Here is a 13,157-nt window from a genome sequence, read left to right as displayed (position 1 = left end):
ATCAATCCCACATATCCCCTGTCAGATTAGCGTTTCATGACCGCGTAGATAATTCTGGCATGTTTATTGTTAGTCCCTGGTATAGCTGTGAAAACACCAATCACTTTGGCAAGTCACAGTGAAATAAACCACTTTGCCTGTCATTCCACTACCGGGACTTTATGATGAAAACTGTTAATGAGCTGATTAAGGATATCAATTCGCTGACCTCTCACCTGCACGAGAAAGATTTTTTGTTAACGTGGGAACAGACGCCAGATGAACTGAAACAAGTACTGGACGTTGCCGCAGCGTTAAAAGCACTGCGTGCCGAAAACATCTCGACCAAAGTCTTTAATAGTGGATTAGGTATTTCCGTATTCCGCGATAACTCCACCCGTACCCGTTTCTCTTATGCTTCCGCGCTTAACCTGCTCGGCCTTGCACAGCAGGATCTCGATGAAGGTAAATCACAAATCGCGCACGGCGAAACCGTCCGTGAAACCGCTAATATGATTTCCTTCTGCGCTGACGCTATCGGTATTCGTGACGATATGTATCTGGGTGCGGGTAACGCCTATATGCGTGAAGTTGGCGCGGCGCTCGACGACGGCTACAAGCAAGGCGTACTGCCGCAGCGCCCGGCTTTAGTTAACCTGCAATGCGATATCGACCATCCGACTCAGTCAATGGCTGACCTGGCATGGTTGCGTGAACACTTTGGTTCACTGGAAAACCTGAAAGGTAAAAAAATCGCCATGACATGGGCATACTCCCCAAGCTATGGCAAACCGCTGTCTGTACCGCAAGGCATCATCGGTCTGATGACCCGCTTCGGTATGGATGTCACCCTTGCCCATCCAGAAGGTTACGACCTGATCCCGGATGTCGTTGAAGTCGCTAAAAACAATGCTAAAGCATCCGGCGGTAGCTTCCGTCAGGTAACAAGCATGGAAGAAGCATTCAAAGACGCAGACATCGTTTATCCGAAGTCCTGGGCGCCTTACAAAGTGATGGAAGAGCGTACTGAACTGCTGCGCGCTAACGATCACGAAGGACTGAAAGCACTGGAAAAACAGTGTCTGGCACAGAACGCACAGCACAAAGACTGGCATTGTACTGAAGAGATGATGGAGCTGACCCGTGATGGCGAAGCCCTGTATATGCACTGCCTGCCAGCCGATATCAGCGGCGTATCCTGCAAAGAAGGTGAAGTCACTGAAGGCGTATTCGAAAAATACCGTATCGCGACCTACAAAGAAGCCAGCTGGAAGCCATATATCATCGCAGCGATGATCCTTTCCCGTAAATATTCCAAACCGGGTGCTCTGCTCGAACAACTGCTTAAAGAAGCGCAAGAACGCGTGAAATAACCCCTCGGGCCGATCGACAGGTCGGCTCTCTATTTCCAGAGGCCAAAAGGATAGGATATGTCCGTTTTCTCATTGAAGATTGATATCGCCGATAACAAATTTTTCAACGGCGAAACATCACCGCTCTTTTCGCAAAGCCAGGCAAAACTGGCGCGCCAGTTCCACCAGAAAATTGCTGGCTATCGCCCAACACCGCTTTGTGCGCTGGACGATCTCGCAAACCTTTTTGGTGTGAAGAAAATTCTCGTTAAGGACGAGTCAAAACGATTCGGTCTGAACGCATTCAAAATGCTCGGCGGTGCATACGCCATCGCTCAGTTGTTGTGCGAAAAATATCATCTTGATATCGAAACACTGTCATTCGAGCATCTGAAAAATGCCATCGGCGAAAAAATGACCTTCGCGACAACGACCGACGGCAACCACGGGCGCGGTGTTGCCTGGGCTGCACAGCAACTCGGTCAGAACGCGGTAATTTACATGCCGAAAGGTTCAGCTCAGGAACGCGTTGACGCCATTCTGAACCTCGGAGCCGAGTGCATCGTCACTGATATGAACTATGACGATACCGTTCGCCTGACCATGCAACACGCGCAGCAACACGGCTGGGAAGTGGTGCAGGATACCGCTTGGGAAGGCTACACCAAAATCCCAACCTGGATCATGCAGGGCTACGCCACTCTGGCAGATGAAGCCGTCGAGCAAATGCGTGAAATGGGCGTAACCCCGACTCACGTTCTGCTGCAAGCCGGTGTCGGTGCTATGGCCGGTGGTGTGCTGGGTTATCTGGTCGACGTCTACAGCACACAAAATCTGCACAGCATTATTGTTGAACCTGACAAAGCTGACTGTATCTATCGCTCTGGCGTCAAAGGCGACATCGTCAACGTTGGCGGCGATATGGCCACTATCATGGCGGGCCTGGCCTGCGGCGAACCTAACCCTCTGGGCTGGGAAATCTTACGTAACTGTGCCACCCAATTTATCTCCAGTCAGGACAGCGTTGCCGCATTAGGTATGCGCGTACTGGGTAATCCGTACGGCAACGATCCACGCATCATTTCTGGTGAATCTGGCGCTGTCGGTTTGGGCGTTCTCGCGGCTGTTCATTATCACCCGCAACGTCAAAGCCTGATGGAAAAACTGGCGCTGAACAAAGATGCCATCGTCCTGGTTATCAGCACTGAAGGCGACACCGACGTGAAGCACTACCGCGAAGTTGTCTGGGAAGGCAAACACTCTGTAGCACCTTAATCACCCTATTGGAACAGCTCCCCGCCAAACGGGGAGTAAAAAATCTGGAGAAAAATAATGGCTAAGAATATTCCATTCAAACTGATTCTTGAAAAAGCAAAAGATTACCAGGCAGACATGACTCGCTTCCTGCGCGATATGGTTGCGATTCCCAGCGAAAGCTGCGACGAAAAACGCGTAGTGCATCGTATTAAAGAAGAGATGGAAAAAGTCGGCTTCGATAAAGTTGAAATTGACCCGATGGGTAACGTTCTCGGTTATATCGGTCACGGCCCGCGTCTGGTGGCGATGGACGCTCACATCGACACCGTAGGCATTGGTAACATCAAAAACTGGGAATTCGACCCGTACGAAGGCATGGAAACCGACGAACTGATCGGTGGCCGTGGTACTTCCGACCAGGAAGGCGGCATGGCATCAATGGTTTATGCCGGTAAGATCATTAAAGACCTCGGTCTGGAAGATGAATACACCCTGCTGGTTACCGGTACGGTGCAGGAAGAAGACTGCGACGGTCTGTGCTGGCAGTACATTATTGAGCAATCCGGCATTCGCCCGGAATTTGTGGTCAGTACCGAACCAACCGACTGCCAGGTATATCGTGGTCAGCGCGGTCGTATGGAAATTCGCATTGATGTTCAGGGTGTTAGCTGCCACGGTTCTGCGCCAGAACGCGGTGATAACGCCATTTTCAAAATGGGCCCGATTCTTGGCGAGTTACAAGAACTCTCCCAACGTCTGGGCTATGACGAATTCCTCGGCAAAGGTACTCTGACTGTTTCCGAAATTTTCTTCACATCACCAAGTCGTTGCGCGGTAGCAGACAGCTGTGCCGTTTCCATCGACCGTCGTCTGACCTGGGGCGAAACCTGGGAAGGCGCGCTGGACGAAATCCGTGCTCTGCCAGCCGTACAGAAAGCCAATGCTGTCGTTTCTATGTACAACTATGACCGTCCGTCCTGGACTGGCCTGGTTTACCCAACCGAATGCTACTTCCCGACCTGGAAAGTGGAAGAAGATCATTTCACCGTTAAAACGCTGGTGAATGCCTACGAAGGTCTGTTTGGCAAAGCTCCGGTCGTTGATAAATGGACCTTCTCAACTAACGGCGTATCCATCATGGGCCGTCACGGCATTCCGGTCATCGGCTTTGGACCGGGTAAAGAACCTGAAGCACACGCGCCAAACGAAAAAACCTGGAAATCTCACCTGGTGACCTGTGCCGCTATGTACGCTGCAATCCCGTTAAGCTGGCTGGCAACAGAGTAATAATTCTCAGACTGATGACAAAGTCACAAAAACGCTCGGACGGACCCTCTCCCCATTGGGGAGAGTTAGGGTGAGGGGGAACAGGCCATCATCTTCCCCCCTCCCAAGTCAGGGAATAGCCCTACCCGCGTTGAAAATTAAACCGATTTGTCAGCATTCTGTTCACTCTTCACCTATTTCCCTCCGGTTTACCGGAGGGTTTTTTGGAGTTTGCTATGCGCGTATTGATTAAAAACGGCACTATCGTTAACGCAGATGGACAAGCCAAACAGGATTTGCTGATTGAAAGCGGCATTGTTCGCCAGTTGGGCTGCGATATTTCGCCGCAGCTCCCTTATGAAGAAATTGATGCCACTGGCTGTTTTGTTTTCCCTGGCGGCGTAGATGTCCATACGCATTTCAATATTGATGTCGGCATCGCGCGCAGTTGTGATGATTTTTTTACCGGTACCCGCGCAGCCGCGTGTGGCGGTACAACAACCATTATTGACCATATGGGATTTGGCCCAAATGGCTGCCGGTTACGCCATCAACTGGAAGTTTATCGTGGCTATGCCGCCCATAAAGCGGTCATCGACTACAGCTTTCATGGTGTTATCCAGCATATTAATCACGCCATCCTCGACGAAATCCCGATGATGGTCGAGGAAGGACTGAGTAGTTTTAAACTCTATTTAACCTATCAATACAAACTCAACGATGATGAAGTATTGCAGGCATTACGCCGCCTGCATGAATCCGGCGCGCTGACCACTGTACACCCGGAAAATGACGCAGCAATTGCCAGCAAGCGAGCGGAATTTATCGCCGCAGGGTTAACCGCGCCGCGCTATCACGCCTTGAGTCGCCCTCTGGAATGCGAAGCGGAAGCCATCGCCCGCATGATTAACCTGGCACAAATTGCCGGTAACGCCCCGCTCTATATCGTCCACCTGTCTAACGGCTTAGGTCTGGATTACCTGCGCCTTGCCCGCGCGAATCACCAGCCAGTCTGGGTTGAAACCTGCCCGCAATATCTCCTGCTGGACGAACGTAGTTACGATACAGAAGACGGCATGAAATTCATTCTTAGCCCACCGCTGCGTAACGTACGCGAGCAGGACAAACTGTGGTGTGGCATCAGCGATGGTGCGATTGACGTGGTGGCGACCGACCACTGCACCTTCTCGATGGCCCAGCGCCAGCAGATTTCTAAAGGCGATTTCAGTCGCTGCCCAAATGGCTTACCCGGTGTGGAAAATCGCATGCAGTTGCTGTTCTCCAGCGGCGTGATGACGGGACGTATCACACCGGAGCGTTTTGTTGAATTAACCAGTGCTATGCCCGCCAGGCTGTTTGGCCTGTGGCCACAAAAAGGATTATTAGCCCCCGGCTCAGATGGTGATGTGGTAATTATCGACCCACGTCAGAGTCAACAAATTCAGCATCGCCATCTCCACGACAACGCCGACTACTCCCCCTGGGAGGGCTTTACCTGCCAGGGCGCAATTGTCAGAACCTTATCCCGTGGTGAAACGATTTTCTGCGACGGCACCTTTACAGGCAAAGCCGGGCGAGGACGCTTCCTGCGACGCAAACCGTTTGTCCCTCCCGTGATCTAACCACTGCCAGGGATCTATACACAATCAAGAATGATGAGTGAGGAAAAATGAGTAAGAAAATTGTTCTCGCCCTCGGCGGGAATGCGCTGGGCGACGATCTGGCCGGACAAATGAAAGCGGTAAAAATTACGTCTCAGGCAATTGTTGATTTAATTGCCCAGGGACATGAAGTTATCGTCACTCATGGTAATGGACCGCAGGTAGGCATGATTAACCAGGCATTCGAAGCCGCTGCAAAAACTGAAGCGCACTCGCCGATGCTGCCAATGTCTGTCTGTGTTGCGTTGAGTCAGGGATATATTGGTTACGATCTGCAAAACGCTTTAAGAGAAGAACTGCTTTCTCGTGGCATTAATAAACCCGTTGCAACGCTGGTTACTCAGGTCGAAGTCGACGCTAACGACCCGGCCTTCCTCAACCCAACCAAACCAATCGGTTCGTTCTTTACCGAGCAGGAAGCAGAACAACTGACAAAACAGGGCTATACCCTGAAAGAAGATGCAGGTCGCGGCTATCGTCGTGTCGTTGCTTCGCCTAAGCCGGTAGATATTGTTGAAAAAGAGACAGTTAAAGCGCTGGTAGATGCAGGCCAGGTTGTGATCACCGTTGGCGGTGGTGGTATTCCTGTGATTCGTGAAGGTAACCATCTGCGCGGCGCCAGTGCAGTTATCGATAAAGACTGGGCCAGCGCCCGTTTAGCAGAAATGATTGATGCCGATATGCTGATTATTCTTACTGCGGTAGAAAAAGTGGCGATTAACTTCGGTAAAGAGAATGAACAATGGCTTGACCGTCTGTCACTGGCCGATGCAGAACGCTTTATCGAAGAAGGGCATTTTGCGAAAGGTTCTATGCTACCGAAAGTTGAAGCCGCCGCCTCGTTTGCCCGCTCTCGCGCTGGTCGTGAAGCACTGATTACCGTACTGAGCAAAGCGAAAGAAGGGATTGAAGGCAAAACCGGAACGGTGATTTGCCAGTAATTTAAAGGCCGGATGTCGACACCATCCGGCCTACAAAATACCGAAAATTCAATAGATTGTAATGCACCTGTAGGCCTGATAAGCATAGCGCATCAGGCAATTTAGCGTTTGTCATCAGTCTCTGGCCGGATGGGTAATACCATCCGGCCGTTTTCATTTAAGCCACTTCCAGCACTTCTTCCGTCGCTTTAACGCCCTGATGCATCAACATCATTAACGCCTCAAGTACGCCACCACCTATCGCCCGGGCTTTATCAGAAACGCTGGTGAAATCAGCCGTTTCACCACGAGGATCGATATCACCGATTTTAAAACCACCGACCACCGCCAGCCCGTCGTTAAGTAAACCACGCACCATTCCCGTCAGCGGAGCTTTAATTTCATGCTCGCCAATCCAGGCAATCACATCGCCCTCTTTCACCAGAAAGCCTAATTTCACGTTGGAACGCATGATACCTGCCGCCGGAGCGCGAATAACTCGCCGGGTGGTATGCCCCATAATATTGCCAGGAACGCCAGTATTCTCCTGTGCACAACCGGAGTAAATAACCTGTCCCAACCAATGCCCACGATTTGTTTCAATCACCGCATGACAATCTTTACCTGCGGTAAAGCCCGGCCCAAGCGCGATCGTCACTGGAGCCATATCTGCACGCGTACCCAAATTCTGTTTCGCCAGAATCGCGTCCACCACGCAAAGTGGTTTCAGCTCATCAAGCAGTGAACAGTCGGGGTCCACCATCACGGGAATAAACCCGCGCTCAGTCAGTTTCATCGCCTCTACAGAGCTGGTTGCCAGTCGGGCTGTGACGCCCTCAACCGTCATTTCGCCGTCGAACACGGCCTGGGCAAACGCCACGGTACAGCGAATCACCGTCGGTTTTTCCACTTCCAGCATGATCACTTTGAACCCCGCATGATACAGACGCAGCGCCACACCACTGGCGATATCCCCCGCACCGCGAATCACCACCAGCTGGTGTCCGGAAGGATGAGAAGGTTTCATCATCAGCCCTCCCGGCGCGTTATTTTTCACCTGTAATATTTCTGCCAGCACGCTGATGGCGATTTCCTGCGGTGTTTCCGCACCAATGTTGTAGCCCACCGGCGCATGTAAACGGGCAATATGTTCTTCAGCCACGCCTTTCTCACGCAACTGACGCAGGAAAAGCTGAACTTTGCGGCGACTGGCCAGTAACCCCAGCCATGCAATGGGCTGTTCAATGAGTTTGTCGAGGGCTTCACGATCCTGATTATTCGTGGCGATCAGGACAAAATTATCAGGCCGAATATCCAGTGCTTCCACTGCCGCGCCAAACGAATCGGCATGAACAAGCGCAGTTGATGGTGGGAATAGTTCAGGATTGAGGCTTTCGCGATAAATATCGGCAACGGCGATATCAAATCCTAATAGCGCCGCACTCTGGGCTATCGCCCGGTTGACATGCCCCGCGCCAATCAACACCAGACGAGGACGCATACCATGGACGCTGATAAACACTGACATTGCGCCTCCGCAATCTGACCCGACAGCATCCGCGCCGTTACGAGCCATACGCCCATGGAATAAGCGCGGCTTACGTTCCTGCAATGCCTGAAGCGACTCTTCAATCACCTTCCGCTCAACCATTCCGCCACCAATTGTACCGACGATAGAACCATCGGCGCGCACTAACATTTGTGCAGAATGGCGGGGAGTTGAGCCTCTGCTATCAACAATTTGCGCCATTGCAAACGGACAATTTTGCTCTTCTAGTTTTGCAGCCTCTGTGAAAATATTCATACCAACCTCAATGGATATCCTTTCAGTACCCCGGAATACCCGGGCCGCTAATTCACAAATCTGCGCGCGATTGCAGGATGTTCTTGTATATCGCCCAGCCAGATTGCCTCTACGTCGTGTTGTTGCAGCGGTTGAAGGAGCTCGCTTTGCGCAATCGCATTCTCACATTGAGAAAAACGGTTAATGAACCAGACTCGCCGACAGCCTTGCGGTACGTTTTTAAACGCGCCCTGAGAGTGGCGAACCAGCGCAACGAGATCGCTCAGTTGCAAGGCCGTATCAGGTGTTACCCCGGTAATATCAGCAAACTGCGACCAGCGATGGACATTTTCCGTGCTCACTTTAGCGCCCAAAATATGCCCTCCCATCACAGCAATCACGCAGCAACTGCTTTTGGGTATGCAAGGTTCATGCTCACCAGGCGCTTTTAATGGCATTCCACGTGAGCCGTCTGCCTCAATGAGAATTACGTCACATTCTGGTCGTTGCGCCAGTGCATCAATCGCTTCTGCCGTAAATCCCTGCGCTTTTCCCTGGTTCGCTTTCCAGTTGTAAAAGCAAAATGAAATGGGGGAAGTAAGAGACGCATGAGGAAGCATGGCGGGATTACGACAGAAAACCACGGGCCAGTGAGAATCTGGCATAAACATGTGTGTGGTCGTAGTGATTAACACGCGCCTACCGATGGACTGAAATAACTGCGCCAGCCAAAAAAGCAGACTGGTTTTCCCCCCGGCGCCAACAACAGAAATCACTGAGGGACGTTTCTGTGCGCCTAAATCAATGAATAACGCCGATGGGTCAATTATACTTTTCACGCGTTTTTATGACCTCTCTGGGGTAAATTATCCCCCTACTTAATCCATCAGGGAGTAACGCATTTTCAGGCGTTATTAACCCATATAATAATGGAACCACTATGTCAGCCATCGACTGTATAATTACCGCGGCCGGATTGTCATCAAGAATGGGGCAATGGAAAATGATGTTACCCTGGCAGCAGGGAACAATTCTTGACGCGAGTATCAAAAATGCGTTGCAGTTTTGTAGCCGAATTATTTTGGTCACTGGTTATCGCGGCAATGAACTGCATAATCGCTATGCAAGCCATAGCAACATTACTATTATTTTCAATCCAGATTATGCGCTGGGGTTACTGACTTCGGTAAAGGCCGCAGCACCCGCGGTACAAACAGAACATTGTTTTCTCTCTCATGGTGACATGCCAACCCTCAACAGAGATATATTCCTAAAAATCTGGAAGTTACGAAACAACGGAGCCATACTCCCGCTCCATAACGGTACACCTGGGCACCCAATTTTAGTGTCAAAATCCTGCCTGATGCAGGCGGTCAAACAACCTAATGTTACCCATATGCGCCAGGCATTACTCATGGGGGAACATTATTTCGTCGAAATGGAAAATGAAGAAATAATTTTAGATATTGATACCCCAGATGACTTTATTAATGTGCAAAAAAAGCATGCTAAATTTTAGAAAATCCAGTTAAACGATTGCGTTCAAATATTAAATCCACGCAGTGCATCTTTATCATAATGATACAGAATCACTGATTTTGAGAAATGAGAAAAAGTGATAAAACTCCTGACAACAATAAAACCAGGGAGTGATTTTAATTCTCATTTAACACCTGTGAGATCATTCACAAAAAGCCATTAAGTTTCGAGCCGCCTCACATTTTTTTATATTGCCCGGCAAACCTGGTAAGAGTGGTGCGATTGTTGCTCTATCCCCTAAACCACCGGATTTCTCAATACCGGTCACTCAATGATATCTGTGTAAGCTAAGGAGAGGGTTATGGGGGATATTATGCGTCCCATTCCGTTTGAGGAACTTTTGACGCGCATATTTGATGAATACCAACAACAACGCTCAATCTTTGGTATTCCCGAGCAACAGTTTTACTCACCCGCAAAAGGTAAATCTGTCAGTGTTTTCGGTGAAACCTGTGCGACACCTGTCGGCCCCGCCGCAGGTCCGCATACGCAACTCGCACAAAACATCGTCACTTCCTGGCTGACTGGTGGACGCTTCATCGAACTAAAAACCGTCCAAATTCTTGACCGACTGGAGCTGGAAAAGCCCTGTATCGACGCCGAAGACGAGTGTTTTAACACCGAATGGTCCACCGAATTTACCCTGCTTAAAGCGTGGGATGAATACCTCAAAGCCTGGTTCGCCCTGCATCTTCTCGAAGCAATGTTCCAGCCTTCTGATTCTGGTAAATCGTTCATCTTTAATATGAGCGTCGGTTACAACCTCGAAGGCATAAAACAACCACCCATGCAGCAGTTCATCGATAATATGATGGATGCGTCTGCACATCCGAAGTTTGCACAATACCGCGATACTCTTCATAAACTACTCCAGAATGACGCATTTTTAGCCCGCCACGGTTTGCAGGAAAAACGTGAAAGTTTGCAGGCCTTATCGGCACGTATCCCCACCAGCATGGTACAAGGCGTAACTCTCTCCACGATGCACGGCTGCCCTCCACATGAAATCGAAGCCATTTGCCGTTACATGCTGGAAGAAAAAGAGCTGAATACCTTCGTGAAACTCAACCCGACTTTATTGGGTTACGCGCGAGTGCGCGAGATTCTCGATAGCTGTGGTTTCGATTACATTGGCTTAAAAGAAGAGTCATTTGATCACGACCTCAAGCTAACCCAGGCGCTGGAAATGCTGGAACGCCTGATGGCGCTGGCGAAAGAAAAATCACTCGGCTTTGGCGTCAAACTGACTAACACCCTCGGCACCATCAACAATAAAGGCGCACTGCCTGGCGAAGAGATGTATATGTCCGGGCGTGCGCTGTTCCCGCTCTCCATCAATGTCGCAGCCGTTCTTTCCCGCGCCTTTGACGGCAAACTGCCCATCTCTTATTCCGGTGGTGCCAGCCAGTTAACTATCCGCGATATTTTCGATACGGGTATTCGCCCCATCACCATGGCAACCGACCTGCTGAAACCTGGCGGCTATCTGCGCTTAAGTGCCTGCATGCGCGAGCTGGAAGACTCAGACGCCTGGGGGCTTAACCGTGTTGACGTCGAACGGCTGAACAGGCTGGCAGCAGATGCGCTAACCATGGAATACACCCAGAAACACTGGAAGCCAGAAGAGCGTATTGAAGTGGCGGAAGACCTGCCGCTGACCGACTGCTACGTTGCACCCTGTGTTACTGCCTGCGCCATCAAGCAAGATATTCCGGAATACATTCGTCTGCTTGGCGAACACCGCTATGCTGACGCACTGGAACTTATCTACCAACGCAACGCCCTGCCCGCTATTACCGGTCATATTTGCGATCACCAGTGCCAGTACAACTGTACTCGTCTGGATTACGACAGTGCGCTGAATATCCGCGAACTGAAAAAAGTCGCCCTGGAAAAAGGCTGGGATGAATATAAGCAACGCTGGCACAAACCAGCCGGCTCCGGTTCACGCCATCCGGTTGCTGTGATTGGTGCAGGCCCGGCGGGTCTGGCAGCAGGTTACTTTCTTGCCAGAGCAGGCCATCCGGTCACGCTGTTTGAACGCGAAGCTAACGCGGGCGGCGTGGTGAAAAATATCATTCCCCAGTTCCGTATCCCGGCTGAATTAATTCAGCACGATATCGATTTTGTTGCCGATCACGGCGTGAAATTTGAGTACGGTTGCTCGCCGGACCTGACCGTCGAACAGTTAAAAAATCAGGGCTTCCACTACGTTCTTATCGCCACCGGTACTGACAAAAACAGCGGTGTGAAACTGGCGGGCGATAACCAGAATGTCTGGAAGTCTCTCCCCTTCCTGCGCGAGTACAACAAAGGCGCGGCACTCAAGCTGGGTAAACATGTGGTGGTTGTCGGTGCGGGTAACACCGCAATGGACTGCGCCCGTGCGGCGTTACGCGTGCCTGGCGTTGAAAAATCGACTGTGGTTTACCGTCGTTCATTGCAAGAGATGCCTGCGTGGCGCGAAGAATATGAAGAAGCGTTGCACGACGGCGTGGAGTTCCGTTTCCTGAACAATCCGGAACGTTTCGATGCTGATGGCACCTTAACCTTACGCGTCATGTCACTTGGCGAACCTGATGAGAAAGGTCGTCGCCGTCCGGTTGAAACCAACGAAACAGTAACGCTGCACGTAGACAGTCTGATCACCGCCATTGGCGAACAGCAGGATACTGAAGCCCTGAATACGATGGGCGTGCCGCTGGACAAAAACGGCTGGCCAGACGTCGACCATAACGGTGAAACCCGCCTGACTGACGTCTTTATGATCGGCGACGTACAGCGCGGACCTTCCTCCATTGTTGCGGCTGTCGGAACCGCGCGTCGGGCTACCGATGCCATCCTTAGTCGGGAAAATATCCGTTCCCACCAAAGCGATAAATACTGGAACAACGTCAACCCTGCGGAAATCTACCAACGCAAAGGCGATATCTCTGTCACCCTGGTGAACAGCGATGATCGTGACGCGTTTGTCGCTCAGGAAGCCGCTCGTTGTCTTGAATGTAACTACGTTTGCAGCAAGTGTGTGGATGTCTGTCCGAACCGTGCCAACGTCTCGATTGCAGTCCCCGGATTCCAGAACCGTTTCCAGACGCTGCACCTGGACGCCTACTGCAACGAATGCGGCAACTGCGCCCAGTTCTGCCCGTGGAACGGAAAACCGTACAAAGACAAAATCACCGTCTTTAGCCTGTCGCAAGACTTTGATAACAGCAGCAACCCTGGCTTCCTGGTGGAAGATTGTCGGGTACGCGTGCGTCTGAATAACCAAAGCTGGGTGTTGAATATCGATAGCGAAGGCCAGTTCAACAACGTACCGCCAGAGCTGAACGATATGTGCCGCATCATTAGCCATGTCCACCAGCACCATCATTATCTGCTGGGCCGCGTGGAGGTGTAA

Annotated in this window: 9 protein-coding genes; 7 read left to right on the top strand and 2 right to left on the bottom strand. The window is 50.9% G+C overall.

Going from position 1 to position 13,157, the window contains the following annotated elements; translation table 11 throughout:
* The first annotated feature begins 164 nt into the window (after nucleotides 1-164).
* The 5 genes from ygeW to arcC all read left to right on the top strand — a co-directional run bounded on the left by ygeW (nucleotide 165) and on the right by arcC (nucleotide 6,456).
* Nucleotides 165-1,352, top strand: coding sequence for a knotted carbamoyltransferase YgeW (gene ygeW, locus A9180_RS17200; RefSeq protein ID WP_001360948.1), 1,188 nt, complete (start codon nucleotides 165-167; stop codon nucleotides 1,350-1,352).
* Nucleotides 1,353-1,409: 57 nt separating this feature from the next.
* Complete coding sequence (gene dpaL, locus A9180_RS17195) at nucleotides 1,410-2,606, top strand: diaminopropionate ammonia-lyase (protein WP_064529813.1); 1,197 nt, start codon at nucleotides 1,410-1,412, stop codon at nucleotides 2,604-2,606.
* A gap of 57 nt (nucleotides 2,607-2,663) precedes the next feature.
* The gene (locus A9180_RS17190; RefSeq protein ID WP_064529812.1) at nucleotides 2,664-3,875 is read left to right on the top strand and encodes a YgeY family selenium metabolism-linked hydrolase; all 1,212 of its coding nucleotides are present in this window, start codon (nucleotides 2,664-2,666) and stop codon (nucleotides 3,873-3,875) included.
* Between the two features lie 215 nt (nucleotides 3,876-4,090).
* Complete coding sequence (gene hyuA / locus A9180_RS17185; RefSeq protein WP_064529811.1) at nucleotides 4,091-5,476, top strand: D-phenylhydantoinase; 1,386 nt, start codon at nucleotides 4,091-4,093, stop codon at nucleotides 5,474-5,476.
* A 47-nt stretch (nucleotides 5,477-5,523) separates the two neighbouring features.
* Nucleotides 5,524-6,456 (top strand): carbamate kinase, encoded by a 933-nt coding sequence (gene arcC, locus A9180_RS17180; RefSeq protein ID WP_064529810.1) that lies wholly within the window; start codon nucleotides 5,524-5,526, stop codon nucleotides 6,454-6,456.
* A 157-nt stretch (nucleotides 6,457-6,613) separates the two neighbouring features.
* Here arcC and yqeB read toward each other — a convergent pair whose 3' ends face one another.
* Both yqeB and yqeC read right to left on the bottom strand, forming a co-directional pair.
* Nucleotides 6,614-8,239 (bottom strand): selenium-dependent molybdenum cofactor biosynthesis protein YqeB, encoded by a 1,626-nt coding sequence (gene yqeB / locus A9180_RS17175; RefSeq protein WP_064529809.1) that lies wholly within the window; start codon nucleotides 8,237-8,239, stop codon nucleotides 6,614-6,616.
* A 47-nt stretch (nucleotides 8,240-8,286) separates the two neighbouring features.
* Entirely contained in the window at nucleotides 8,287-9,057 is a 771-nt protein-coding gene (gene yqeC, locus A9180_RS17170) for a selenium cofactor biosynthesis protein YqeC (RefSeq protein WP_064529808.1), read from the bottom strand.
* Between the two features lie 101 nt (nucleotides 9,058-9,158).
* Here yqeC and mocA point away from each other — a divergent pair, with 101 nt between their 5' ends.
* The gene (gene mocA, locus A9180_RS17165) at nucleotides 9,159-9,737 is read left to right on the top strand and encodes a molybdenum cofactor cytidylyltransferase (RefSeq protein WP_064529807.1); all 579 of its coding nucleotides are present in this window, start codon (nucleotides 9,159-9,161) and stop codon (nucleotides 9,735-9,737) included.
* A gap of 321 nt (nucleotides 9,738-10,058) precedes the next feature.
* Entirely contained in the window at nucleotides 10,059-13,157 is a 3,099-nt protein-coding gene (gene ygfK / locus A9180_RS17160; RefSeq protein ID WP_064529806.1) for a putative selenate reductase subunit YgfK, read from the top strand.

This window comes from Escherichia sp. B1147 (genome assembly GCF_001660175.1).
Lineage (GTDB): Bacteria > Pseudomonadota > Gammaproteobacteria > Enterobacterales > Enterobacteriaceae > Escherichia > Escherichia whittamii.
This window is presented reverse-complemented; position numbering and strand designations above follow the sequence as displayed.